23 protein-coding genes and 1 riboswitch are annotated in these 23863 nt (G+C 60.5%); of the genes, 10 read left to right on the top strand and 13 right to left on the bottom strand.

Annotated elements, in window-relative coordinates; translation table 11 throughout:
• Positions 1–82 precede the first annotated feature (82 nt).
• Positions 83–898 (top strand): putative RNA methyltransferase, encoded by an 816-nt coding sequence (locus DXD48_RS00510; RefSeq protein ID WP_117563559.1) that lies wholly within the window; start codon positions 83–85, stop codon positions 896–898.
• 127 nt (positions 899–1025) lie between these two features.
• Here the strand turns inward: DXD48_RS00510 and DXD48_RS00505 are convergent, their stop codons facing one another.
• Positions 1026–1427 (bottom strand): hypothetical protein, encoded by a 402-nt coding sequence (locus tag DXD48_RS00505; protein WP_117563558.1) that lies wholly within the window; start codon positions 1425–1427, stop codon positions 1026–1028.
• A gap of 435 nt (positions 1428–1862) precedes the next feature.
• On the opposite strand from DXD48_RS00505, the gene DXD48_RS00500 reads away from it, so the two are divergent.
• Entirely contained in the window at positions 1863–2567 is a 705-nt protein-coding gene (locus DXD48_RS00500) for a class I SAM-dependent methyltransferase (protein WP_117563557.1), read from the top strand.
• Positions 2568–2615: 48 nt separating this feature from the next.
• Here DXD48_RS00500 and DXD48_RS00495 read toward each other — a convergent pair whose 3' ends face one another.
• A complete protein-coding gene (locus DXD48_RS00495) occupies positions 2616–2912 on the bottom strand; it encodes a hypothetical protein (RefSeq protein WP_117563556.1) in 297 nt (98 codons plus the stop codon).
• Between the two features lie 77 nt (positions 2913–2989).
• Between DXD48_RS00495 and DXD48_RS00490 the strand changes: the two genes are divergently transcribed.
• The gene (locus DXD48_RS00490; protein ID WP_117563555.1) at positions 2990–3478 is read left to right on the top strand and encodes an N-acetyltransferase; all 489 of its coding nucleotides are present in this window, start codon (positions 2990–2992) and stop codon (positions 3476–3478) included.
• Positions 3479–3596: 118 nt separating this feature from the next.
• On the opposite strand, the gene mscL is transcribed toward DXD48_RS00490, so the two are convergent.
• Positions 3597–4022, bottom strand: coding sequence for a large conductance mechanosensitive channel protein MscL (gene mscL / locus DXD48_RS00485; RefSeq protein ID WP_117563554.1), 426 nt, complete (start codon positions 4020–4022; stop codon positions 3597–3599).
• Between the two features lie 245 nt (positions 4023–4267).
• On the opposite strand from mscL, the gene DXD48_RS00480 reads away from it, so the two are divergent.
• The 3 genes from DXD48_RS00480 to DXD48_RS00470 all read left to right on the top strand — a co-directional run bounded on the left by DXD48_RS00480 (position 4268) and on the right by DXD48_RS00470 (position 10028).
• Entirely contained in the window at positions 4268–6271 is a 2004-nt protein-coding gene (locus DXD48_RS00480) for a translation factor GTPase family protein (RefSeq protein WP_117563553.1), read from the top strand.
• Positions 6272–6364: 93 nt separating this feature from the next.
• Positions 6365–7483, top strand: a complete 1119-nt coding sequence (locus tag DXD48_RS00475) for an AAA family ATPase (protein ID WP_117563552.1) — start codon at positions 6365–6367, stop codon at positions 7481–7483.
• 52 nt (positions 7484–7535) lie between these two features.
• Entirely contained in the window at positions 7536–10028 is a 2493-nt protein-coding gene (locus DXD48_RS00470) for an excinuclease ABC subunit UvrA (RefSeq protein WP_117563551.1), read from the top strand.
• Positions 10029–10057: 29 nt separating this feature from the next.
• On the opposite strand, the gene DXD48_RS00465 is transcribed toward DXD48_RS00470, so the two are convergent.
• From DXD48_RS00465 to DXD48_RS00450, 4 genes are all read right to left on the bottom strand, one after another.
• Positions 10058–10657 carry a tRNA (cytidine(34)-2'-O)-methyltransferase gene (locus tag DXD48_RS00465; protein WP_117563550.1) on the bottom strand — a complete coding sequence of 200 codons (600 nt, stop codon included), beginning with the start codon at positions 10655–10657 and terminating at the stop codon, positions 10058–10060.
• Between the two features lie 93 nt (positions 10658–10750).
• Positions 10751–11881: a GTP-binding protein gene (locus tag DXD48_RS00460; protein ID WP_117563549.1), complete on the bottom strand. Its 1131-nt coding sequence runs from the start codon at positions 11879–11881 to the stop codon at positions 10751–10753.
• Between the two features lie 86 nt (positions 11882–11967).
• Positions 11968–12309: an arsenate reductase family protein gene (locus DXD48_RS00455; RefSeq protein ID WP_022093957.1), complete on the bottom strand. Its 342-nt coding sequence runs from the start codon at positions 12307–12309 to the stop codon at positions 11968–11970.
• Between the two features lie 185 nt (positions 12310–12494).
• Positions 12495–13118: a flavodoxin family protein gene (locus DXD48_RS00450; protein WP_117563548.1), complete on the bottom strand. Its 624-nt coding sequence runs from the start codon at positions 13116–13118 to the stop codon at positions 12495–12497.
• A 334-nt stretch (positions 13119–13452) separates the two neighbouring features.
• On the opposite strand from DXD48_RS00450, the gene DXD48_RS00445 reads away from it, so the two are divergent.
• Entirely contained in the window at positions 13453–13773 is a 321-nt protein-coding gene (locus tag DXD48_RS00445; protein ID WP_117563547.1) for a hypothetical protein, read from the top strand.
• 284 nt (positions 13774–14057) lie between these two features.
• On the opposite strand, the gene DXD48_RS00440 is transcribed toward DXD48_RS00445, so the two are convergent.
• The 3 genes from DXD48_RS00440 to DXD48_RS00430 all read right to left on the bottom strand — a co-directional run bounded on the left by DXD48_RS00440 (position 14058) and on the right by DXD48_RS00430 (position 18431).
• Positions 14058–14861, bottom strand: coding sequence for a diguanylate cyclase domain-containing protein (locus DXD48_RS00440; protein ID WP_117563546.1), 804 nt, complete (start codon positions 14859–14861; stop codon positions 14058–14060).
• Complete coding sequence (locus DXD48_RS00435; protein WP_117563545.1) at positions 14858–15589, bottom strand: GGDEF domain-containing protein; 732 nt, start codon at positions 15587–15589, stop codon at positions 14858–14860. The genes DXD48_RS00440 and DXD48_RS00435 overlap by 4 nt, the downstream gene beginning before the upstream one ends.
• A gap of 124 nt (positions 15590–15713) precedes the next feature.
• Positions 15714–18431 carry an EAL domain-containing protein gene (locus tag DXD48_RS00430; RefSeq protein WP_117563544.1) on the bottom strand — a complete coding sequence of 906 codons (2718 nt, stop codon included), beginning with the start codon at positions 18429–18431 and terminating at the stop codon, positions 15714–15716.
• A 319-nt stretch (positions 18432–18750) separates the two neighbouring features.
• Here DXD48_RS00430 and DXD48_RS00425 point away from each other — a divergent pair, with 319 nt between their 5' ends.
• Entirely contained in the window at positions 18751–19620 is an 870-nt protein-coding gene (locus DXD48_RS00425; RefSeq protein WP_117563543.1) for a patatin family protein, read from the top strand.
• 217 nt (positions 19621–19837) lie between these two features.
• Here DXD48_RS00425 and DXD48_RS00420 read toward each other — a convergent pair whose 3' ends face one another.
• Genes DXD48_RS00420 through thiM form a run of 3 tightly spaced genes read right to left on the bottom strand, consistent with a single transcriptional unit; the run spans position 19838 to position 21714 of the window.
• On the bottom strand, positions 19838–20533 hold the full coding sequence (locus DXD48_RS00420; RefSeq protein ID WP_006234517.1) for a thiamine phosphate synthase: 696 nt from the start codon (positions 20531–20533) through the stop codon (positions 19838–19840).
• On the bottom strand, positions 20530–20871 hold the full coding sequence (locus tag DXD48_RS00415) for a thiamine-binding protein (RefSeq protein ID WP_225093307.1): 342 nt from the start codon (positions 20869–20871) through the stop codon (positions 20530–20532). The genes DXD48_RS00420 and DXD48_RS00415 overlap by 4 nt, the downstream gene beginning before the upstream one ends.
• 3 nt (positions 20872–20874) lie before the next feature.
• Positions 20875–21714, bottom strand: a complete 840-nt coding sequence (gene thiM, locus DXD48_RS00410) for a hydroxyethylthiazole kinase (protein ID WP_233502277.1) — start codon at positions 21712–21714, stop codon at positions 20875–20877.
• A 51-nt stretch (positions 21715–21765) separates the two neighbouring features.
• A riboswitch (TPP riboswitch) is annotated at positions 21766–21876 on the bottom strand.
• Positions 21877–22039: 163 nt separating this feature from the next.
• Here thiM and DXD48_RS00405 point away from each other — a divergent pair.
• Together DXD48_RS00405 and DXD48_RS00400 are read left to right on the top strand one after the other, a co-directional pair.
• Positions 22040–22948: an HAD-IIB family hydrolase gene (locus DXD48_RS00405; protein WP_158548891.1), complete on the top strand. Its 909-nt coding sequence runs from the start codon at positions 22040–22042 to the stop codon at positions 22946–22948.
• A 10-nt stretch (positions 22949–22958) separates the two neighbouring features.
• On the top strand, positions 22959–23855 hold the full coding sequence (locus tag DXD48_RS00400; RefSeq protein ID WP_117563541.1) for a LysR family transcriptional regulator: 897 nt from the start codon (positions 22959–22961) through the stop codon (positions 23853–23855).
• Positions 23856–23863 lie beyond the last annotated feature (8 nt).

Genomic DNA, 23863 nt, shown 5'->3' with positions numbered 1-23863 from the left:
CATTCAAGAACGTCCCCAATGACTAGGTGGGGAAGGCGTGCGACAATGGTGGGCGTTGTGTTGTTCGCGCTAAGGAGTTGCCATGTTGTTGTGTCCCGTTTGCCATGAGCCGTTGGTGGACGACGAGCGCGGTGCTGCATGCGCGGGCGGACACCGGTTTGACCGTGCGCGCGAGGGCTATCTATATCTACTGCGTTCGTCCAAGAGCGGCGACTCCATGGGCGATCCCAAGTCACAGGCACGCAGCCGTCGCGACTTTTTGAACCGCGGTTACTATGCGCCGTTGCGCGATGCAATGGTCGAGTTGGTGCGCGCGCGGGCGGCAGAGCACGGGGTGTCTACGGACAAGCAGCTGACCTTGCTCGATATTTGCTGTGGCGAGGGCTATTACACGAGTGCCATGGGTGCGGTGCCGGGCGTGGATGTTTACGGGTTCGACTTGGGCAAAGAGATGGTGCGCCTGGCCGCCAAGCGCGGCGATGCGACCTACTTCGTGGCCAACATGAAGGACATCCCCGTGGCCGATGACGCCTTCGATATGGTGACCGAACTCTTTGCTCCCTTTAACGAGCGCGAGTTTGCCCGCGTGCTGGCACCCGAGGGCTCGCTCTACACCGTGGTGCCGGGTGCCCGTCATCTCTTTGGGCTTAAGGAAGTGCTCTACGATACGCCGTACCTTAACGACGAGAAGCTGCCGAAGACGACCGAACTCGAGTTGGTCGGAACGCAGCGGGTGTCTGCGAATATTACGCTTCGGACCCAGGCCGACATCGAGGCGGTGTTCCAGATGACGCCCTACTACTACCGCACGCGCCCTGCCGACAAAGAGCGCCTGGCAAACCTCGATACCCTTCAGACTGACATTGACTTCATCATCGTCGAGTACCGCCACGGCTAACAACCTGCCAAAAAGGGACAGGTTTATTTTGGCAGGTTTTATCTGGGCAAACGCAAAGGGCCGACCGCGGAGATGCGCGATCGGCCCTTTTAGTTACTTGGCTGCAGAGGCTATAAGAAGTGAGCGCTTACAGGCGGTCCTTGTTTTCGGCCTTAACGGCGTGTGCCTGCTGAACAAAGAACAGGTCGTACACCACGAGGACAAAGGCACCGATGTTGACGGCGCTGCCGCCGAGCGCGGGAAGCGTGAGCACCGCCTTGGCAAGCGTGGCGACCGCGGCAACAATACCGAGCTTAAACGCGCCGTCTACCTGAGAAGGTTTGTTGGCACCCTTGATGCCCGCAACGCCGGCGACCAGATCGACAACGCCCTTGGCGATAATCACGGCCGCGGCGAGCATGGCGTTCGATCCGTAGGTGGACTCGAGCTTGCCGGTCGCGATGCCGGCGATTCCCATGATGAGACTGGCGATGCCCAGAACAAAATAAATCAGGGCAAGGATTTTGAGTGTCTTGCGAGCGGCGCTCATAGCTGGTCCTTTCGATGCGGGCGCGGAGAATCTGTCGCACCCAGGTTGCGGCACATATCGTGAAGCACATTGTAGTTCAACGGGGCGATGCATGCGTTTGAAAGCGTTTCTTACCTGCACGGTCCAACCTTTCAAAAAGGAAAGCTGGGCGTAAGCCAAATCGATGGCAGCTCATGTACGGCGCTGCGATGATGAAGGCGTAACAAGGAGTTGGTCTAAGGAGGAGCCATGATGTACGGAACAGGGCAAGTGCGCGAGCCGCGGTCGTTGGGAAGGCGCATGAGTGATTCCGTGATCGCTGCCGTATGCACGGGATTGATGGCGGTGCTTTGCATTGGGATGCTGTGGGCCATGTCGCATGTGGGACAATAGCGGACGGTTGAGTGCCGACAGGGGCGGCGCTCACGTATTCATTTTGCTTGTGAAGGAGTGTCCATGGGCGTTATCGATCCCTTTTCTGTTGCTCGGGCCGCGGGGCTTGAGCTGATCGGGAAGTCCGAGGGCCTCACGCTCACCGACGGCGCGATGGAGCTGCGTGCCGATTTTGCCCGCATGCTTCCACGGCTCAAGCAGGGCCGTCTGCAGCAAGAGCTGCTGGTGAAAGCTGCGCGCACAAAAGGCATCGAGAGCCCATGGGCGATTGACGCCACGGCAGGCTTTGGCGAGGATTCGCTGCTGCTGGCCGCCGCGGGCTTTACCGTCGATTTGTATGAGCAGGACTGCGTGATCGCGGCGCTGTTGCAGGATGCCTTGGACCGCGCGGCGGATGATCCGGCGCTTGCGGCTGCTGTGGCGCGCATGCGCTTACATGCGGGCGAGGACAGCATTGCCGGCCTTCGCCATACAGCTGAGCTGGTCGAGCGCGGTGAGCTCGCGGCTCCCGATGTGGTGTATCTGGACCCCATGTTTCCCGAGCGCACCAAGAGCGCGGCGGTGAAAAAGAAGTTCCAGCTCTTGCACCATTTGGAACAGCCGTGTGCCGATGAGGAGGCGCTGGTCGAAGCTGCGCTTGCGCCGTGCCCGCGCAAGGTTGTTATCAAGCGGCCAGTGAAGGGGCCGCTGCTTGCCGGCGTTAAGCCGAGCTATCAGCTTGCGGGCAAGGCCGTTCGTTACGATGTTTTGGTGCCGCCGCGCCCGTAGCCTGCGCGCGATGGCCGGTGCTGCGTGAGCGCCGCGCCGATGCGGGGCCTATTTCCAAGGGTGGGACGTCAGGTGCCATCCGCCGCAGTATTCGCATTTATAGCAGGCCAAGCCACGACGCCCGTGGTTTTCGCAGTCGGCCATAACGGCCTCGGCCTCGGCGCGTGTGTCGTAGCGGTTTTTGCGCTCGCACGACTTGTAGCGCCAAGCCTCATCGCGCTTGGCGTCCAGGGCGTCGCGGCGCTCGTCCTCGCGCGCAAACAGGTCGCTCATATCGCCGCCGGTGGCAGCGCCCAAAAACTCGCTTTTGGCCTTTGACCAGGCGGCTCGCTTTTTGCTTCCCATCCGCATCGCGCCCCTCTCCAAACGTTGGTATCATTGCTCAATCAAAGTGATACCAATAAACGTGAGGTCGCCGCGTGATGATAAGAAAAACCCTCGATACCGACATTCCCGCCGTCATGGCTATCTATGGCGCGGCCCGCGCCTTTATGCGCGCGCATGGCAACGCCACGCAGTGGCCCGAGGGCACGCCTTCTGCCGAGCAACTGGCTGCCGATATTGCCGCTGGTGGCAGCTATGTGTGCGAAGTCGACGGTCGCGTGGTGGCGACGTTTGCCTTTTTACCGGGCCCGGACGAGTGCTATGACGTAATTGAGGACGGTCAATGGCGTAGCGACACTCCGTACGCCGTGCTGCACCGTGTGGCGTCCGACGGCGCCGTGCACGGTATCGCGGCTGCGATGTTTGCCTTTGCCAAGGAGCGTGCCGACCATCTGCGTATCGATACGCACGCGGACAACCTGCCCATGCAGGGCGCGAGCATGAAGGCGGGGTTCGAGCGCGCCGGCGTCGTGTATGTGTCAGACGGCACGCCGCGTGTTGCGTTCGACTGGCTGCGCGAGGCATAAGAGCGGGGACGCGTATCAACAATTCGCGCGAACGAAAATGGCCCCGGGTGGGGCCATGTTTGATTGCCACGTTGGTTTGCGAGGCGGTAGATGTGGCGCGCTGTTGGCTCTAAGGCGCCTACGCCCGGGGCAGCTCGCTTCCGCAGTGGCAACACTTGGTCGCGCCCTCGTGCACCTCTTCCAGGCAATAGGGGCAGACGGGCTTGGGCGCGGCTTGCTCGGCGGCGGTGCCGGCGAGCTTGTCGCCAATTTCCTGCGCCTTGTTGAATGCCTTGACGATGGCAAAGACGATCGCCGCCACGATCAGAAAGTTGATGCACGCGCCAATGAAGGCGCCAAAATCGATATTGGTACCCGGCACCACCAGCCCCGAGATCTCGGTGGCGCTACCGCCGGCAATCACGGCGATGAGCGGGTTGATGATGTTGTCGGTCAGCGAGGTCACGATGGCGGTGAATGCGCCGCCGATAATAACGCCGACGGCCATGTCTATCATGTTTCCGCGATTGATGAATTCCTTGAACTCGTTGAGTAATGCCTTCATGGTGGCTCCTCGCTGTAGTGGGGCTCGCGTTGCTACAGCCCCAGATGAGCCCCGGCAGACAAAAGGGGAGGTGCCGGCTTTCGCAAGGCGCGAACCTACGAAAATCGCCGCGCGGCAACGCAGGGCGATGAGCTCGGTTGGGGGGATAGGGCCCACTTCGCCCGCCGGCCCGTAAATTGTATCATCCAGTGTGGAACGAGGATGCCCGTTGCCGCGTGCGATGGGCTTGCAATAAGAGGAGAGCCATGTCGAAGCAAGCTGTCGTTGGAATCTTGGCGCATGTCGATGCCGGCAAGACCACGCTGGCCGAGGCCATGCTGTTCAACGCAGGTCGTATTCGCAAGCGCGGCCGTGTGGACGACGGCGACTCGCACCTGGATACCAACGCTATCGAACGCGAGCGCGGCATCACGATTTTCTCGTCGCAGGCTGTGCTCGATCACGACGAAACCCACGTTATGCTCGTGGACGCTCCCGGCCATGTCGATTTTTCTGCCGAGGCGGAGCGCACGCTGCGTGCCCTGGACTACGCGATTCTGGTGGTGGGCGCCAACGACGGCGTGCAGGGGCACACCGAAACCCTGTGGCGTCTGCTTGCACGCTATGACATCCCGACGTTCATCTATATCAACAAGATCGATTTGGAGAATCCCGGCCACGATGTTTTGCTGGCACAGCTCGGGCAGCGTCTTTCCGAGGGCTGCCTGGATGCCAACGAACTGCTGGCGGGCGGCGCCGTTCAGGAGGACGCTGCTGCGTTGGACGAAGCGGCGCTCGAGGAGTTTCTCGAGACGGGTGAGCTTTCTGTCGCAACGCTGTCGCGCATGGTTGCCGAGCGCAGGCTCTTTCCCTGCTTTGCCGGCTCGGCGCTCAAGGACCAGGGCGTGGGCGAGCTGCTGGATGGCATATGCATGCTGATGCGTGAACAGGCGTGGGCCCCGGAGTTCGCCGCGCGCGTCTATCGTGTCAGCCGAGGCGTTCGCGGCGAGCGCTTGGCTTGGGTTAAAGTGACCGGCGGCACGCTGCGCGCAAAGCAGATGATTGAGGGGCGCTCCGGTGCCGAGGTGTGGGAACAGAAGGTCGATCAGGTACGCATCTATAACGGCGAGAAGTACGAGCTTGCCCAGGAAGTTGCCGCTGGCGGTATTTGTGCCGTGACGGGTCTTGCGTACGTTCGCCCGGGTGATGCCCTGGGCGCGGAGCCCGCGGGCGATGCACCTGTCATTGCGCCGGTTCTCACCTATACCGTGCTACCGGGCGAACACGACGTCCATGTGGTATTCAAAGCGTTGGCTGAGCTGGCAGACGAAGACCCCATGCTCGGCGTAAGCTGGAACACGCATCTTGAACAAATACATCTGCAGCTCATGGGAGCGGTGCAGCTCGAGGTCGTGCAGCGCGTGCTGGCCGATCGTTTTGGCCTTGCGGTCGAGTTTGAGCCCGGCGGCATTCTCTATAAGGAGACTATTTCGCAGCCGGTTGAGGGCGTGGGCCACTTTGAGCCGCTGCGCCACTATGCCGAGGTGCACCTGCGCCTTGAGCCGTTGCCGGCGGGCTCGGGAGTGCAGTTTGGCACCGTGACCTCGACCGACGAGCTCGATCTTAACTGGCAACGTCTGGCGCTCACCAACGCTATGGAGCGCGATCACCTGGGCGTGCTGACCGGCTCGCCCATCACCGATGTGCGCATTACGCTCACGGGCGGCCGTGCGCATGCCAAACACACCGAGGGCGGTGACTTTCGGCAGGCAACGTACCGCGCGATTCGCCAGGGGCTCATGCAGGCGCGTGAGGCTGCCGCGGCGGTGCTGTTGGAGCCGTGGTATCGCTTTGAGCTCGAGGTGCCGGGGGAGTGCGTGGGCCGGGCGCTCTCGGATGCCACGCGCATGGGTGCCGAGTACGAGCCGCCGACGATGGCGGGAGACCGGGCGAAGCTTGTGGGTCGCGTGCCGGCATCCGAGGTGCAGGATTATGCGCTGGAGGTGGCTGCCTATACGAGTGGTCGTGGGCATCTGTACCTAGAGTTCGCCGGCTATGCGGCTTGCCATGATGCCGAGCGCGTCATCGAGGCGGCCGCCTATGAGCCCGAGGCCGATCTGCCCAACACGCCCGACTCGGTCTTTTGCGCTCACGGCGCCGGCTATACGGTCAAATGGTACGACGTACCCGCCGCGGCGCACGTAAAGATCGATCCCGCCACCTTCCGTCCCTATCGCCCCGCCGACGCGGAATTTTTCGGCCACATGTAACAAAGGGATCGTCCCTTTGTCACATCGAGTTGGTATAACTCGGTATAAGTTGGTATAACTATTATCAGCGTTTGCCAATCCGAGGAGGCCGATATGAATCCAAATCCCTTTAAGCCCACGGCTGGTAAGCGGCCTCCGATACTCATCGGTCGTGAGTCGGTCGTCGAAGATTTCGAGGAAGGGCTCGATAACGGCGCCGGGGCGCCGGGCAGGCTCATGCTCATTACGGGAAACCGCGGCTGCGGCAAGACGGTTCTCCTACGGGAGCTGCAACGTCTGGCCAGCGAGCAAGGATGGGCGGTTGTCTCCGATTCCGCTTCGCTTGGCTTATGCGACCGCTTGGCCGACGCGCTTCGCTCGAATAAACCCGTTGTGTCGTCGTTGGAGTTCGGTCCGTCGTTTGGCCGGATGTCAGTCGAGGCGGCGCGAGCAAAGGGCGAGACGTTGCGAGGGCTGGTCAACGAGCGCCTCAAGAAGCTCGGTCCAGGCAAGGGCATACTGTTTGCGATTGACGAGGCGCAATCTGCGTCTATCGAGGAGCTGGCGGCTCTTGCCGTTCTCTATCAGCAGGTGCTCGGAGACCAGGATGCCACGGGCTTGTCCGATAGCGACCAGCGTGGTCTTGCGCTGGTGTTCGCCGGCTTACCCAGTATGGTTGACGATCTGCTCGAAGAGCCGAGCGTGACGTTTTTGCGGCGTGCCCAGCAGCGTACGCTGGGGGCGATATCTTTGCCCAAGGTGCGCGACTCGTATATCCAGACGGTCAAAGACGCTGGTCTTTACGTTGACGCGGAGGCGGCGGACCTTGCGGCGCGCAAAAGCATGGGGCATCCCTATATGGTTCAGCTGGTGGGCTATTACATGTGGCGGTCTGCTGTCCGGCGTGGCTCGCAGGTCATCGAAAGGCGCGATGTCGAGGATGGCCATGCGGATGCCGTCTCCGAGTTCTACGAAGCGGTTGACGCGCCCCTGTATTACGGGCTGCGCAGTCCACAGCGCCTTTTTATCGAGGCCATGGCGGTTGACGAGGGTAAACCAACTCGCATGGCGGATATCATTGAGCGCTGCGATCGCACTCAGAGCTGGGCGAGTAAATATCGCGCAAGCCTGATTCGCGAGCGCGTCATCGAGGCTGCCGGATACGGCCTCGTCCGGTTTACCGTGCCCATGCTGGGCGAGTACATTCGAGATCGTGTTTTATGGCACGAGTAATGTGACAAAGGGACTGTCCCTTTGTCACATTCGATCAACAGGAAGGGAAGCGATGACGGTGTTGCAACAACCAAGTGCTATCGAGGTGCGCGGTGCACGTGTCCATAACCTCAAGGACATCGATATCGACATTCCGTTGGGAAGGCTCGTGGGCATTGCCGGTGTGTCGGGTTCGGGCAAGAGCTCGCTGGCACTGGGAGTTCTTTATGCCGAGGGCTCGCGCCGTTACCTGGAGGCGCTCAGCACCTATACCCGCCGTCGTCTGACGCAGGCCGAGCACGCCCAGGTGGACGAGGTGCTGCACGTGCCGGCGGCGCTCGCATTGCATCAGCGCCCCAGCGTACCGGGCGTGCGTTCCACTTTTGGCACCATGACCGAGCTCAACAATAGCCTGCGTCTGCTCTTTAGCCGCTGCGCCCATCACGTCTGCCCGCATTGCGGGGCGCGCGTGGAGCCGAGCCTTAACGTGGCCGCGGGCCTGTCGCTCACATGCCCCGCATGCGGGCGCGAGTTCTATGCACCGGGTGCCGAGGACCTTGCCTTTAACAGTGGCGGCGCGTGCCCTACCTGCGGTGGTACCGGCGTTATGCGCGAAGTGGACGAGGCGAGCCTGGTGCCCGACGAGTCAAAGACCATCGACGAGGGCGCGGTGCTTCCCTGGGGCACGCTCATGTGGGATCTGATGAAACAGGTGGCCGGCGAGATGGGTGTGCGCACCGACGTGCCGTTTAACCAGCTCACGCCCCAAGAGCGCGATATCGTGTTCCATGGCCCGGCGGTTAAGAAGCACATTCTCTACGTTCCCAAAAACGGCGAGGGCGCCACGCCGCTCGACTTCACCTATTACAACGCCGTCTATACCGTCGAGAATGCGCTCGCCAAGGTTAAGGACGATAAGGGGCTTAAGCGCGTGGCTCGCTTTTTGCGCGAGGGCCCATGCCGCGATTGCGGCGGCACTCGTCTCTCCGAGGCGGCACGCCAGCCTCAGGTGCGCGATATCAATCTGGCGCAGGCCGCGGCCATGACGCTGGGCGAGGCGATTGAGTGGGTGCGTGGGGTGCCCGCATCCTTGCCGACCGAGATGCGGCCCATGGCCGGGGACATCTGCGATTCGTTTTTGAGCACGGCCCGTCGCCTGATCGACCTGGGTCTCGACTACCTTTCGCTCGACCGCGCCGGTGCCACGCTGTCGACGGGCGAGCGCCAGCGCGTGCAGCTTGCCCGCGTGGTGCGCAACCGATCGACGGGCGTGCTGTATGTGCTGGACGAGCCTTCGATCGGCTTGCATCCTGCCAATGTCGATGGCCTGGTGGGCGTGATGCGCGATCTGGTGGATGACGGCAACACCGTGGTTGTTGTTGACCACGACACGCGCGTGCTGGCAGAAGCCGACTATCTGGTCGAGATGGGCCCCGTTGCCGGAGCAGGCGGCGGTCATGTGATCGCCGCCGGTACGGTGGGCGAGGTCGAACAATCGCAGGGTAGCCGCATCGCGCCGTTCTTGCGCTCGGACCCCAAGCGCTTGCGCCCGCAGGTGGCTGACGACGAAATGTTCGATCTGGGCCATATCCGCATGGCGACCGATGCCATCCATACCGTCAAACCGCTCGAAGTCGATATCCCGCGCGGCCGCCTTGTCGCGGTAACGGGTGTTTCAGGTTCGGGCAAGACGACATTGGTGCTCGAGACGCTCATCCCGGCGCTCAAGGCGCAAGCGGCTGGCGAGCGCCTGCCGAGGCACGTGCGTTGGGTCGATGCCGAGGGCATCGCGCGCGCCAACCTGATTGACGCCACGCCCATTGGCGCCAACGTGCGCTCGACGGTGGCGACCTATGCCGACATCCATGATGAGCTGCGCCGCGCCTTCGCCCGCACGCCCAAGGCCAAGGCGGCAGGGTATAAGGCGGGTGCCTTTAGCTACAACACCGGCGCCTTGCGCTGCCCCACATGCGATGGCACGGGCTCGATATCGCTTGACGTGCAGTTTTTGCCCGATGTCGAGATCGTCTGCCCTGCATGCCGTGGCTCGCGTTATGCAGACGCGGCTTCGCATATTCATCGCGAGGGCAAGGACGGCAGCCTGCTCACGTTGCCGCAACTTATGGATATGAGTGTGGACGAGGCCATCGACGCCACACTGGGACTCAAGAAAGTCCAGACGCGCTTACAGACCTTGCGCGACCTGGGATTGGGTTATCTCACGCTTGGTGAGCCCACGCCGGCGCTCTCGGGCGGCGAGGCGCAGCGTCTTAAGCTTGCGAGCGAGATGGGCCGCGTGCAGGATGATGCCGTATTTGTATTCGACGAACCCACAATTGGCCTGCACCCGCTCGATGTTCAAGTGCTGCTGAGCGTGTTTGACGGCCTCGTTGCCAAGGGCGCCACGGTTATCGTGATCGAACACGATCTCGACCTTATCCGCAATGCCGATTACGTGATCGACATGGGCCCGGGCGGTGGCGACGCGGGCGGGCAAATCGTCTGCGCCGGTACGCCGGGCGACATCGCGGCCTGCCCCAAGAGCATTACCGGCCGCTACCTCTAGCCGAATGTGACAAAGGGACTGTCCCTTTGTCACATTCCCGGAAAGCCTGTCTGGCGCAGGGCCTCGTAGAGGACGATGGCGGCGCTGTTGGAGAGGTTGAGGGCGCTGATGCGGTAGTCGTCCGGATTGACGAAGTTGCCGCAGATATCCTGCCGAAGGATGGCTTCGTGGCTGTCCTCGGTATGTCCGAGCGCCTCCTCGTGGGCTTCCCAAGCCTCGGCGTTATCGAGTGAGTCGCAATCGCGCAGCATCGGGATGCGCTCGCAGCGCGCGGGCGCCGCAGCAAGCAGGTCTTCGGGAATCCCCGAGCTCTCACTGCCAAAGACCAGATAGTCACCGTCGCGGTAGGTGCTTTGCGCATAGGTGCGGCGCGCCTTTTTGGTCAGCAGGTGCAGGCGTTCGTCGGCGGGGGAGAGGTCGTTGCGCGTAAGGAAATCCTCCCAGCCGGCATAGATCGTCACGTCCAAGTTTTGCCAGTAGCCCAGGCCGGCGCGACGCACCGTCTTGTCGTCGAGCGAAAAGCCCAGCGGCTCCACCAGGTGCAGGCGGGTACCGGTGACCACGCAGGTGCGGCCGATATTGCCCGTATTGGCCGGAATCTCGGGCGCGTACAGCACGATATTGAACATGAATCTCCTTGGCTCAGAATGAAAAACCACCACGAAGGGCACCTTCGTGGTGGTTTGGCGGTTACGTGGGCGGAAAACGCCCGCTTCGATAGCCTAGGCGCGGTGCCAGTCGGTCAGGCAGGCATCGAGGGCGGCGATGAGCGCCTCCTTGTCCATGTGACGGCCGATGATGCACAGGCTCGTCATGCGGTCGCCCGTCTCGTCGTCCCAAATCTGCATGATCTCGGGGTTCTCGTCGATAATCTTCTGCTTCTCGCCCTCGGGCGCGGAGTCAACGAACAGACCGTTCTCCATCAGGCGCATCTGGTGGCCGGCCTGCTCAAACATGTAGCACATGTCCGGATCGCCGGTCTGCCACAGCGGACCCTTGACGCGAATGACCTCATCGGGCCACTCCTGCTCAACAAAATCGGTGAACTTCTGCAGGTCAAACGGCTTGCGGCGCGAGTACACAAAGGTCTCGATGTCGTACTCGAGCACCTCGGGGTCGTCGTGCTCCTCGGGATGCTCCATGGCCTCGATCCAGGCGGCGGAGTTGTAGGCGCGCATAAAGTCGAAGCGATCGGTGTCGAGCAGTTCCTCCATGGGAACCTCGCCGTTTTGGGCCTCGACAATCACGGCGTCCTTCTGCAGGCTGCGCACGATGGCCTTGAGCTCGGCAATCTGCTCAGGCGTGACGGTATCGGTCTTGTTGAGAATCAGCGTGGAGCAAAACTCGATCTGCTGAATGAGCAGGCTCTCGATGTCGTCCTCGTCGATATCCTCGGCCAGCAGGTCGCGGCCGCCATTGAACTCGTCGTACATGCGGGCGCAGTCGACCACGGCTACGATGTTGTCGAGCGCGAGCTTGGGCTCGCCGCCCACCTTGGCCTCATCGCAGAAGCTCGAGATGGTGTAGGCGATGGGGATAGGCTCGCAAATACCCGAGGCCTCGATGATGATGTAGTCGAACTTGCCCGAATCGGCGATGCCCTGCAGCTGGTTGGCCAGGTCGTCCGAAAGCGTGCAGCAGATGCAGCCGTTGGTGAGCGGGATGAGGTCGTCGGTCTCGGAAAGGCCGCCGTCGGCGATGAGGCTGGCGTCGACGTTGATCTCGCCGATATCGTTGACGATCACGGCAGCACGGATGCCGCCGTCGTTGGCGAGGATGTGGTTGAGCAGCGTGGTCTTGCCGGCACCGAGGTATCCGGTAAGCATGATGATCTTCACGGGTTTGTTGGGCATGTGCCCTCCTTTGTTAGACATGGCTTACAGTTGAATCTTATGCCAAACGCCTGCTCTTATACCCACGCGCCGACAAATAACACAGGCTACTCCCAGGCTCCCCACACGTCGGGACAATAACCGACGGTGGCCTTTTTGCCGTTGCGCACGATGGGCTCGGCCAGAACCTGCTGGTTCTCGAGCAGCTTATCAAAGCGCTGGCTGGGGGTGAGGTGCTGGATAAGCGCGAGCGTCTCCTCGTCCTTGGCTTTGGGGTTGAGCAGCTTGTCGATGCCGCCAACCGCCTGCATCACGCTCGTGAGCTCGCCCTTGCTCATCTCCTTTTCCTTAAGGTCAATAAACTGCACCTTAATGCGGCGCTCCTTAAAATAACGCTGGGCCTTCTTGGTATCGAAGGACTTCTTAGTCCCGAAAATTTGAATATTCATATCTATGTTCCGCCGTTCTAACGAACGGCGGTCACCTCGACGCTGCAAAGCCATCTGATGGGCAATCTGCCTTTCAATCCTCGGGCGCGGGCAAAAGCCCAGCGCCCTCCTCTTTCAAGGCACCTTGCCTCATCAGCTGGCTTTTCGCTGACATTGATAGAACATCGAGGTGACCACCGCTGGACTTATCGAATAAAGTTGGTCCTGGCGCGATCGGCCTTGGGGGCCTCGATGCCGGCGGCTTTTCCCGCCTCGATGCAACGCAGCAACCAGGCCATGTTTTTGCCGATGTTTCGCATGGTGGCCAAGCCCTCGGCGTCCTGGGCGGCTTCGCCCGGCTGGGCGCCAAAGACGTTGTTCCAGTAGGTGGAGGCAACCACCGGCATCTGGTTGATGGTGAAGTACTTGTTGAGCACGTCGAACGTGGTCGACGTGCCGCCGCGACGGGCAACGGCGACAGCGGCGCCCGGCTTGTGCGCAAAGGCCTTGCTGCCAGCATAGAATGCGCGGTCGAGGGCCGAGAGGATGCGCCCGCTGGGGTGCGCGTAGTAGACGGGCGAGCCAAAGACAAAGCCATCTGCCTGCTCGGCGGCGGCAATTAGCTCGTTGACCACGTCGTCGTCAAAGATGCAACGGCAATCGAGCTTGCCGCACTGGCCGCAACCGATGCAATCGCGAATGCGCTTGGCGCCCAGCTGGAACACCTCGGTATCGATGCCCTCGGCGTTGAGTTGCTCGGCGACCTCGGCGAGTGCGCGGGCGGTATTGCCGTTTGCCTTGGGACTGCCATTGACCAAAAGAACCTTCATCACAAACTCCCTCTGCTGTCGATGACTTCTGTAGAGGATTATCTCACGAGCGGGCAGATAGCGTGGGGCGCGATGCCGGCCCCGAGGGCCCACGGCAGGCTCGCTCACCAGGTACGAGCGGGATACGGTCCAGAGGATGTTGGAGTGCGGGGCCTCGTGCGAGCAGATTGTAAGGGGTCTGGGCGGGTCGCCCTCGATGGCGAGCCTTGAGGCCTTGGAAGGCGGGCTGCTGCGGCGGCTATGGTTTATACTAAGGCGGTTGCTATCGAGTAATTCATACTTGGTTTGATTCGATTGTGAATGCGTAACTGGGATGGAAAGCAAAGGAAACTCTATGGAAACAGAGGATGCTGTTTGCTTGATGACTTCGATTGCCTTGATTGTCCTTTCAATCCAATACCGAAGAGGAAGATGGCTCTGCTCAATTGCTGGATATGATGTCACAAAAAGGGAGAGCGACATTGATATACGCCCTTACGCAAAGCTGATTTCTTCTGTGACGTTATGGATGGGGCTGCTGTTTTTCTTGTGGGCGGTAGAGGGCTGGGTACGCGATTGGAATACCAGCGTTTTTGAAGTTTTGGTTCTACTTCTGTTCAGCTTGGCCTCTTTGTCGTTCGTGCGGCTCGTTAGGTTTGTGTTTATGAGGCGATAGCCAGCGGAAGTGGCTGGACGACAAAAAGGACCAATGCAGCCAATTGTCAATAGCATTTGATAGGCTTGGCTTAACAGATTTACTCGAGGGCATATCCGTGGCGGGGGATAGGTTCTATCTTGTTGAGCACTTATTTGCATCAGGCAAAGTAAACCAAGAGTATCGAAACGGTGCCCCCGGGCCCCGGGAGGGACTGCGGGGACGTTCGGCTAACTGCGGGTACGACCTATTTGCCCAATGTGTTCGGTTGAGATCGGAAATTAACCATCATGCGCCCCATAACGCTAGTTCAGTTTGGTGCCCGGTACCTGCGACGCTTCTTCAAGTAGCACTTTGAGCTCATTCAGAACGGAAACGGGCTGTCGGTCGACGGCGTCCAGATGAAGCGTCGCCACGCGAAGGGGCGGCTGATATTCAAATGAGCCAAGGAGCACGGGCGATCCCAAGAACCGTTCGATTTCGTCTGCAACCGCGTCGGTCTCTTCGGGATCAAAGTCGTCAAAGAGCGCCACGAACATCGGTCCGGTCGAGCGGAACAGACGACCCTTGCCGCGCGAGCAATCCATGAGGCAGGCGGCGCTTTCTGCCAAAACGCGGTCGCCTGCATCAAAGCCAAAGCGGGCATTGACCTGTGCGATTTCGTCGATTTTAATGGCGATCAAGCCCGCGTTTCGTGCCACGCGACGCATCTCGCCAATGGCGTTGACCAGGGCGTGGATATCGCCCAGACCGGTCACGGAATCGGTCGTATCTGCCAAGCTTCGGTTGGTGACAATGCCCACATACATGTTGGGCTCGGTATCGGTGCCGTCCAGGCGGTAACCTGTGCAGTCGCAAAGCGCGTATTTTCCGGCGGTATTCATGACGCGATACTGCATGCAGTGGAAGTGCCACGTGCCGTTTACCACCATATCGAGCTCGGCACGTACGTTGTCGCGGTCCTCGGGGTGAACACGGGCAAGCCATATATCGAGCGAGTTGTAGGGATGCTGGGAGGGTAGGTCAAAATCGCGCACGGCATTAACCGACCATTGCGATTCGCCGGTGTCGAGGTTAATGATGAACGGATAGCGTGTCTCGGAGCTCATGGAGATCGCTTGGAACACTCGGTCGTTGCAGGGGGGGGTTGTTCGGTGACCGGGCGTTGCGGCGCATCGCCTTCTTCCGGTTGTTGCACACGGTACATGAGCTTGTAGCGATACATTTTGCGGTCGGCGTCCTTTGTCATCTGGCGACGCGTATCGCCTGCAAGTGGGTCGACGCGCGAGCAGCCAAAGCTAAAGCTGGCGATCATGGGCGCCTTGTCGCCTGATGTTGCCTCGATAAGATTGGCACGCGTCCGCTCCAGGCGCTGCTCGAGCTCGGCTTCGTCTGTCGTGGGGGATATAAGTACAAATTCGTCTCCACCGATACGGAACAGCAGCTCATCGTGCTCCATTGTCTCGGTGAGTGCGCGGCAGATGCTCAGAATGTAGCGATTGCCCTCGGCGTGGCCAAACTTATCGTTGCAATGCTTAAGGCGGTCGATATCGATATAGGCGCAGGTGAAGGGGGTGCCTTTGCGCCAGAGCTGATCGACATGGCGGTCGAGTCCGCCACGGTTGCCAAGATTGGTGAGCGAGTCGATATAGGCGCCGTGCTCAAGCAGCTCGCGTTCTTGTTGCAGGATGGCGAGCGTTTTCTGCAGTTGCTCACCAATGGCACGCAACTCCGGGGGCAGCGCGGCAACATCGAGCTCGGTGGTTGAGGCCCCGTTCGCAAGTCGCTGAAGATGAGCGATGATTGATTGCTCGCCCAGGCGATACGACTCGTTCATGATGGATGACCTCCTTGGATGGAACAATGGTTTGTATCTTACTCCCAATTCGGTTTAGATTGGGGTATTAGTTAGCTCATGGGAACAAACGCTCCCTCGACGGTGGCGTTTGCGCACGAGCGTATTAGTTGCTGTCGCCACCGTCGAGCAGTGCCTCAAAATCCTCCGCCTGCATGGGACGGTAGTAGAGGAAGCCCTGAGCGTAGCGGGCGCCCATTTGGCGTAGCATGTTTGCCTGCTCATTTGTCTCGATGCCTTCGATCACAACGGGCAGATGGAGCGACTGTGCCATCTCGAGCATTGATGAAATGATTTGCACGCTGCGGCCTTGATCGCCGTCGACGGGCACAAACGTGCGGTCGAGCTTGATGACGTCGACGTTGACGTTCTTGAGCATCGCGAGCGTGGACTGGCCGGTGCCAAAATCGTCCATGTAGGTCGAGAAGCCGCGGTTGTGCAGGTCGGCCGTCAGCTTATCCACAGCTTCGGACTCTCCCGTATAAGCCGTCTCGGTGATCTCGATGCGCATGAGCTCGGGCGGCAGATTGTATTGGTCGGCGAGTGCCCCCATATGCTCGGCAACGTCGCAGGCAAGGATATCCACACGCGACACGTTTAGCGAGATCGGAACCACGCGAAGCCCTCGATCGATGCGCCCACGCAGCCACGAGGCAACGCCCTGCCAAACGTATTTGTCGAGCGTCACCACAAAACCGCTTTCCTCGAGAGCGGGGATAAAGGTGACGGGTGAAATGAGGGAGCCATCCTTGTCAATCCAGCGTGTGAGCGCCTCGGCGCCAACGATCTCGCCGGTTTCCATGTCGACCTGGGGCTGCAAGTAGTAGGTAATGCGGCCGTTTGAGAGCGCATACTGGAATTCGGTCAGCGTGCGGTGGAACGCGATTTCGTGTTCGTATTCCTCGGGGCGGAAAATGGCAATGCGCTCCTTAAAGTCGTTTTTTGCGCGCCGATTGGTAAACATGGCCTTGGCCTGCGCATCGATGGTGATTTCCTCGTTGGAGTCGATGGGGTAGACGCCCATGGACGGCCAGAAGCCCACGCCGTCATCATGCTTGGCCACGGCCTGGCGAATGCGGCTATAGATCTGATGGACGGTGTCGTGTTCAAAGGGGATGAGTACGCAAAAATCGTCTTGGCCCCAGTACCCTGCGACGCCCATGGCGGCATTCTCGATGTCCTTGAGAACCGTGCCCACATCGGCGAGTACGCGGTCGCCCTCGGCCTGTCCGTGCCATTCGTTGAACAGTCGCATGTGCCCCATATCGACGGTGGTGATACACCAGGCGCCGTTGCGCCTTGTCTCGAGAAATTCGTTGGCGCGGCGCATAAACTCGCTGGGTCGATAGAGACCCGTGAGCGGATCGATGCGTTCGGCGATGGCGCTTTTGCGCTCCACCTCGGGTATGGGGAGGCTGTCGTTGGGAACAAGCCCGCCGGCCGTGCGAATGCGACGGTCGAGTTCGCCTAAAACGGCGGCCGTTTGATTGGTCAGGTGCTCGTAAAAGGCCGGAACGACAAGACAGACGGGGGTAATAGTGTCGCCCGCGATTCGAACGGGAGCGAAAACGGCCTCTTTGAGATGTTGGATCAGTTGCTCGAATGCCTCGTGGTCCAGATCGTTGCTGAGCACGACGAACTGGGCGTTTCGCGAGCGGAAGACGCGACTTCTGCCGCGGGTGATCGATAGCATGCGGCCTGCGTATTCGGCGAGCATGTTGTCGACAGCCTCGGCCCCGTAGAGCTCGTTGAACTTTGCCGTGCCACAAATGCGGACCGCTATAAGCCCCGTCTCGCAACGGTCGCGACGGCAGGCATCGATAGCGTTGATCAGCATACGCTGCGTTCCGAGGCCCGTGGCGGCGTCGACGGTCTCGGCGAGTGAGTGGTTGACGAGCTCGCCGACATAGAGCGAGGGGGTATTTCCGTCGCCGTCGATGCGAAACCCGCGAGCGCGGCAGAGGACGTAGTCGCCCGCGGCATTGCGCATGCGGTACTGCATGACGCGGCGGTGTTTGGAGCCATTATAGATTTGGTCGATGTCGTTGATGTAGGCCTCAAGGTCATCGGGGTGGACGCGCGTTTTCCAGTAATCGTGGCAGTTGTCTACATGCTCAGAAGGAAGACCGAGATCGCGCAGGGCGCCTTGTGACCATAGGGTGCGATGTTTGTCCAAGTTCTCGATAAAGCAATAACGGCCTTCGTTGAGCATCGAAAAGGCGTCAAAAACGCGATCGCTTATTTCGAAGTCGTCGGTGTGGACTTGCGCGATATTGCGTCGATCAAGATGCATGGCATGGCGTAGCTTGTAGTCGTACATGCGATGGTCGGCATCGAGTGTCATGCGATTGGAGACTTCACCCAGGGCGGGGTCGGCGTGCGACACTCCGTAGCTAAACGAGTGAGGCATCTCGGAATCGTTGTTTTTGAGTAGGACCGTTCGGCAGTGTTCCAGGCGCTCGGCGAGGTCGTCCTCGGTCGCAATCGTAGACAGGATGGCAAACTCGTCGCCGCCTATGCGAAACGCCGCCTCGTCCACTTTCATATACAGCTTGAGATAGAGACTTACCTGCAAGATATAGCGGTTGCCCTCGTCATGCCCAAAGACGTCGTTGCAGTGCTTAAGGTTATCGATGTCGATAAACGCCATGGTCACGGGCAGTTCCTGCTCCCAGATTTCCTCTAGGGAACGGGCAAAGCCGCCGCGGTTGCCAAGTCCGGTGAGCTGGTCGGTAAAGGCCGTCCTAATCAGATCATCCTGACGCTCGAGAAGGTCACGGACGGTCTTTTCGAGCGTTTCGGTGTAATTGCTGGCGGTGTCCATGTTGTAAGCGGCTTTCTGAGGTCGGGGCGGATGGCGTCGGGCGAGCTCGTAGTGTACACGCGTCGTTGCTCGGCGCCTTGCGTGTATCCAGGCCCCCGCCTTGCTGCGTTGTTGAGTTACTTTGCCGGCTAATGTTCGCTGTTGATAACAGCTGAGTAGTATAGACAACAGTGCACAATTATATATGGGCGCACATGCTGTGGGCGGCTATTATTCGCCAAACGGCAACGCCTGGGTGCGCATGAAAAATGCGACTGAGTCGATATATGTTGACGGGTATACTTGTCCCGTTTTAAAACGCAGGAACGGAGATGGTCACATGGCACAGCCGGATACGACGCGCACGGTGGGGCTTGCGCTCGAGGGAGGCGGCTACCGCGGTATGTATACGGCGGGCGTGCTCGACGTTTGGATGGAGTGCGGCTTAACTTGCGACCATATGGTGGGTGTCTCGGCGGGCGCGGCATTTGGCTACAACTTTAAATCGCGCCAGATCGGCCGTGCCATCCGCTACAACAAGGCCTATTGCGCCGACAAGCGCTATGCGAGTGTAACGAGCTGGTTGCGAACAGGGGACATGTTCAATGCCGATTTTGCCTATCACGAGGTGCCCGTCGAGCGCGATCCCATCGACCTGGAGACATATCGTGCCTGCCCCATGCGGTTTACGTGCGTGTGTACCGATATCGAGACGGGCAAGGCCGTCTATCACGATCTGCCGTATGGCGACGAGCGCGATATCGAGTGGATTCGGGCGTCATCGGCGATCCCTGTGGCAACGCGTCCCGTTGCTATTGAGGGCCGCAAGTATCTGGATGGTGGCGTGGCCGATTCCATTCCCAGTGCTTGGCTGTTTGCGCAGGGCTATGACCGCAACGTGGTGGTGCTGACGCAGCCGGCGGGCTTTGTAAAGCAGCCCAACAGCGTGATGCCCATGCTGCGGCGCGTGTTCCGTCACTACCCGGAGTTTGTCGCAGCGCTTGAGCATCGGCATGAGGTCTACAATGCCACGCTCGATGACCTGGCGCGTCGCGAGGCGGCCGGCGAGGTCTTTGTGGTACGGCCGAGCGAATCGGTAAAGGTGCCGTCGCTGTGCCGCGAGCCCGATGAGCTCGAGCGCATCTACCAGGTCGGTCGTCGTGATGCGGAGGCGACCTTGCCGGCGCTGGAAACGTATCTGGCGGGGTAGGGGCTGCGGCGGAAAGCGCGTCCCAGAATCGGCGCCCAGAACGGGATGCAGTTTCCCGGACGGGAGGGTTTTGGAAACGGCGTCCCGCGTCTGGAATGGGATGCAGTTTCCCACTGGCCCTCTATACGGAAAGCGCATCCCAGAATGGAGGTCCAAACTGGGATGCGCTTTCCGTTGCTGAAGATATGAGGCCGCGGAGCAGCTGCTCGGCCTATGCCTATGCCTGCTGCCAGGTGTCGACAAGCTCCTTGGCCGCGGCGTAGGGATCGTCGGCGCTGCAGACGGCGCTCACCACAAAGAAGCCGTCGACGCCGGTTGCCTTGAGCTGCGGCAAGTCGGCCGTCTTAACGCCGCCGCCCACCACGATGGGCACGGGGCTTGCCGCGTGGAGTGCGGCCAGGTCCTCAAAGCTCTTGGTGATGATGGAGCCATCGGCTGCGCGTCCGCAGTCGCGCTTGGTCTCGGTCTCGTGGAGCGGGCCGATGCCCAGGTAGTCGACCAGACTCATGTCGGCGGTCTTGACGTACTCGAGCATTTCCTCGCAACGGGCCGAAAGGCCCACGATGGCGTCGGGGCCCAGCAGCTTGCGACAGACCTCGACGGGAATATCGCTCTGGCCCACGTGCACGCCGTCGACCGCAATGCCCTGCTCGCGTGCGGCGAGTACGCAGTCAAGGCGGTCATCGATCAGCAAGGCGACCTGACCGGTCTTGCCGGCCTGTGCGATTGCCTGCGCGGCGTCGCCGGTCAGCGCAATGATCTCGCGGGCGCTTGCCACCTTGGAGCGCACCTGGATGCAGGTAAAGCCGGCGTCGAGTGCCTGGGCCACCACATCGCCCACGGGGCGTCCGAGGGTATTTTCGGGGCCGAGTACCAGATAGGCCGAGATATCAAGGTTGTCGCGGATGCTCATCGTGCTTCCTCCTGCTTTTTGATCTGCGCTTCCATGCGCTCGAGTTTGCCGGTCATGGTGTCGGTAAATCCAGGTCGAATATCGGCTTTGAGCACGACTTCGGTTCGGATGCCCTTGCTCGCTAACACAAAGGTCGCGTCGCGCACGACCTGCATGACCTCGTCCCAGTCGCCCTCGATCTCGGTGAACATCGAGGTGGTGCGGTTGGGAAGGCCGCTCTCGCGAATGACGCGCACGACTTCGGCGACCTCGGCGGACAGTTCATCGCCGGTGCCGCACGGGGCGATGGCCACGGCGACGAGCGTGTTCATGCCGGCATTGGTTGCGGGCTCGGACATGGCTTATGCCTCCTCGAGCTCGAGTTGGTTATCGGCGATGTCTTGGGCGGTTGCGCGGTAGAGCTCGTCGATAAAGGCGGCCTTAAAGCTTGCCGGGGCATCGGCGACGGCGGCGGCACGCGTGCCGGCGACGTTGTAGACGGCGGTACCGCAGACTGCTGCCGTAAACGGATCGGCAGCGCAGGCGTACACGGCCAGCACGCCGCCCTGCGAGCAACCGCAGCCGGTAATCTTTGACATGAGCGGGCTGCCGCCGTGGGATTTGGCCACGGTCGTGCCGTCGGTAATCAGGTCGACTTCGCCCGAGACCACAACGGCGCCGCCGGTGTGGCGAGCGAGCGCCACGGCGGCATCGCGGGCGGCGTCGACCGTGTCGGTGGTATCGACACCACGTACGCGGCTCAGATCGGCCGACTCGCCCTCAAGACCCCACAGGCCGGAGAGTGCGATGATCTCGGAGGCGTTGCCGCGTACGATGGCGGGCTTGTACTGCTTGAGCTCGTTTACCAGCTGGGTGCGCAGGCTACCGATGCCCAGACCCACCGGATCGAGCACCCAGGGCTTGCCGGCGTCGTGTGCCGCCTTGGCCGCGCGGGGAATCGTCTGCTCGTAGATGGGGAAGAGCGTGCCCATGTTGAGATAGATGGCGGCGCCGCCGGCAACGAGCGCCTCGCCCTCGTCGGGCAGATAGACCATGGCGGCCGAACCGCCCACGGCGAGCTGCGCGTTGGCGACAAAGTCGATCGTCACCGTGTTGGTGATGGAGCCGGCCATCGGATTGGTGGCTCGAATCTCCTCTACGGCCTTGACCATATGTTGCTTAAGCTGTTCCGAATCAATCACTGCACATGCCTCCTTGGCATAGAAAAGGGGCGCTGTGCATAGACAGCGCCCCTGTAAAGGCGGCATGCTCCCTACGCCAGCATTAACTGACAGGTTCAAAGGATTGGGCCCTATGCCCTCTCAGCCTTGTGGTTTGCACCGCCGGCACTCCCGCATCGAATCTGTTGTTCCCTATACTAGCGCACCTGCCAATATGGGACAGGTTTATTTTGGCAGGTGGCAACAGGGGCGCTGCATTTTCCCAGATAAAACCTGCCAAGATAAACCTGTCCCTTATTGGCAGGTCGTTACAATAGACGGGATAAAGAATGACCGAGGGGACCTTATGATCAAACTTGTGCTGACCGATATGGACGATACGCTGATTCCTGCTGGACACGATGGCGCCAGCGACTGCGCCATCGAGGGCATTCATGCCATGCAGGCGGCGGGCCTGCATTTTGGCCCGGTTTCGGGTCGCCAGCCGTCCGCGATGGGCTGGATGTTCCGCAATCGCTCCGAGTGCTTCTCGACCGGTGCGTTTTGCAACGGCCAGGTGATGTTTGTCGATGGCGAGGCGGTTGCCTCGCGCGCAACTGATAACGATGCCCTTATGCGCCTGGCCGACTACCTGGAGCAAGAGACCGACGATACCTATTTGAAGGTCTACCGTCTGGGTGATGACTTTTGGGACAACGACGCCTATTGCGTGACAAGCGATCCCGAGCGTGTGCGTCGCGCCATGGAGTCAGGCGGCAACGCGTGGCTCAAGGGCGAAGAGGCTCCCTGTCGCCCTGTCGTTGACGATGCCCCGGTATACAAGGCGAATATCTGGAGTGCCCGTTCGCGCGAGGAGCTCGCCGAGCTGCGCGAGCGTGTTGCCGTCGAGGTGCCGGAGCTCTCGCTCGTGTTTCCCAACAACCGCGTGCGCCTGTTCGACGTTCTTCCGACCGGCTGGGACAAGGGCTGTGCTGCGCTGGAGCTGGCGCGCGCTTTGGGCCTGACGCCCGACGAGGTGGCCGTATTCGGCGATTCCGATAACGATTTGCCCATGATCGATGCCGTTCCCAATTCCGTTGCAGTCGCCAATGCCAACGAGGCCGTCACGGCTGCCGCGCGCTGGCATATCGGCGCTGCGGCAGATGATGCGGTTGCCGGGGCTCTGCATCAGATTGCCGCCTGCGCCGCGACGGGGGAGATGCCGTCGTTTATGCGTCAGATGGACGCGACGGGTTTCGACGTCACGAACGTCTAGGGAGAAAGCCATGAAGCTCCAGCAGCTCAGATATGTCGTCAAAGTTGCCGAATGCGGCAGCATCACCGAGGCCTCGCGCCGGCTCTTTGTGTCGCAGCCTTCGATTACCGCGTCAATTCGCGATCTCGAAAACGAGATGGGTGTACACATCTTTGAGCGCACCAACAAGGGCGTCATTGTGTCCGAGGAAGGCGAGACCTTCTTGGGCTACGCGCGCCAGGTGCTCGACCAGGCCGACCTGCTCGAGGGCAAGTACAAAGGCACGTCCGAGCAGGTGCCGCACTTTAGTGTGAGCTGCCAGCATTATTCCTTTGCCGTTAATGCATTTGTCGATGTGATCCGCGAGTTCGATGCCGCGCGCTACGACTTTACCCTGCGCGAGGAGCAGACCCACGAGATTATCGAGGACGTCGCGCATATGAAAAGCGAGCTCGGCATCCTGTATCTGTCGGAGCACAATCGCGAGGTCATCGAGCGCATGCTGGCGGCCAACGAGCTCGTATTCGAAGGACTCTTCTGCGCTACGCCGCATGTCTTTGTGTGCTCCGACCATCCGCTGGCGGGTCGCTCGAGTGTGACGCTCGAGGACTTGGAAGACTACCCGTTCCTGTCCTATGAACAGGGCAGCTACAACTCGTTTTACTATTCCGAGGAGCTGACCTCGACCTTTGAGCGCCGCAAGAATATCCGCGTGCGCGACCGTGCGACGCTGTTCAACCTAGCTATGGGCCTTAACGGTTACACGGTGTGTTCGGGCGTGATCAGCCATGAACTTAACGGCCCCGGTATTATCTCGATTCCGCTCGATGTAGACGAGTACATGGAGATTGGCATCATCACGCGCAAGAACACGACACTTACGCGCTACGGGCAGGCCTATATCGAAGCGATTCGTCAGCACATCTAGACTGCTGC

Source organism: Collinsella sp. TM05-37 (genome assembly GCF_003436455.1).
Taxonomy (GTDB): domain Bacteria; phylum Actinomycetota; class Coriobacteriia; order Coriobacteriales; family Coriobacteriaceae; genus Collinsella.
Note: the sequence above shows the minus strand (reverse complement) of the source record. Positions and strands in the feature narration are given on the sequence as shown.

Coding starts and splice junctions, on each gene's coding strand:
- DXD48_RS00510 (WP_117563559.1), top strand. CDS start 83: ATGTTGTTGTGTCCCGTTTGCCATGAGCCGTTGGTGGACGACGAGCGC.
- DXD48_RS00505 (WP_117563558.1), bottom strand. CDS start 1,427: ATGAGCGCCGCTCGCAAGACACTCAAAATCCTTGCCCTGATTTATTTT.
- DXD48_RS00500 (WP_117563557.1), top strand. CDS start 1,863: ATGGGCGTTATCGATCCCTTTTCTGTTGCTCGGGCCGCGGGGCTTGAG.
- DXD48_RS00495 (WP_117563556.1), bottom strand. CDS start 2,912: ATGGGAAGCAAAAAGCGAGCCGCCTGGTCAAAGGCCAAAAGCGAGTTT.
- DXD48_RS00490 (WP_117563555.1), top strand. CDS start 2,990: ATGATAAGAAAAACCCTCGATACCGACATTCCCGCCGTCATGGCTATC.
- mscL (WP_117563554.1), bottom strand. CDS start 4,022: ATGAAGGCATTACTCAACGAGTTCAAGGAATTCATCAATCGCGGAAAC.
- DXD48_RS00480 (WP_117563553.1), top strand. CDS start 4,268: ATGTCGAAGCAAGCTGTCGTTGGAATCTTGGCGCATGTCGATGCCGGC.
- DXD48_RS00475 (WP_117563552.1), top strand. CDS start 6,365: ATGAATCCAAATCCCTTTAAGCCCACGGCTGGTAAGCGGCCTCCGATA.
- DXD48_RS00470 (WP_117563551.1), top strand. CDS start 7,536: ATGACGGTGTTGCAACAACCAAGTGCTATCGAGGTGCGCGGTGCACGT.
- DXD48_RS00465 (WP_117563550.1), bottom strand. CDS start 10,657: ATGTTCAATATCGTGCTGTACGCGCCCGAGATTCCGGCCAATACGGGC.
- DXD48_RS00460 (WP_117563549.1), bottom strand. CDS start 11,881: ATGCCCAACAAACCCGTGAAGATCATCATGCTTACCGGATACCTCGGT.
- DXD48_RS00455 (WP_022093957.1), bottom strand. CDS start 12,309: ATGAATATTCAAATTTTCGGGACTAAGAAGTCCTTCGATACCAAGAAG.
- DXD48_RS00450 (WP_117563548.1), bottom strand. CDS start 13,118: ATGAAGGTTCTTTTGGTCAATGGCAGTCCCAAGGCAAACGGCAATACC.
- DXD48_RS00445 (WP_117563547.1), top strand. CDS start 13,453: ATGGAAACAGAGGATGCTGTTTGCTTGATGACTTCGATTGCCTTGATT.
- DXD48_RS00440 (WP_117563546.1), bottom strand. CDS start 14,861: ATGAGCTCCGAGACACGCTATCCGTTCATCATTAACCTCGACACCGGC.
- DXD48_RS00435 (WP_117563545.1), bottom strand. CDS start 15,589: ATGAACGAGTCGTATCGCCTGGGCGAGCAATCAATCATCGCTCATCTT.
- DXD48_RS00430 (WP_117563544.1), bottom strand. CDS start 18,431: ATGGACACCGCCAGCAATTACACCGAAACGCTCGAAAAGACCGTCCGT.
- DXD48_RS00425 (WP_117563543.1), top strand. CDS start 18,751: ATGGCACAGCCGGATACGACGCGCACGGTGGGGCTTGCGCTCGAGGGA.
- DXD48_RS00420 (WP_006234517.1), bottom strand. CDS start 20,533: ATGAGCATCCGCGACAACCTTGATATCTCGGCCTATCTGGTACTCGGC.
- DXD48_RS00415 (WP_225093307.1), bottom strand. CDS start 20,871: ATGTCCGAGCCCGCAACCAATGCCGGCATGAACACGCTCGTCGCCGTG.
- DXD48_RS00405 (WP_158548891.1), top strand. CDS start 22,040: ATGATCAAACTTGTGCTGACCGATATGGACGATACGCTGATTCCTGCT.
- DXD48_RS00400 (WP_117563541.1), top strand. CDS start 22,959: ATGAAGCTCCAGCAGCTCAGATATGTCGTCAAAGTTGCCGAATGCGGC.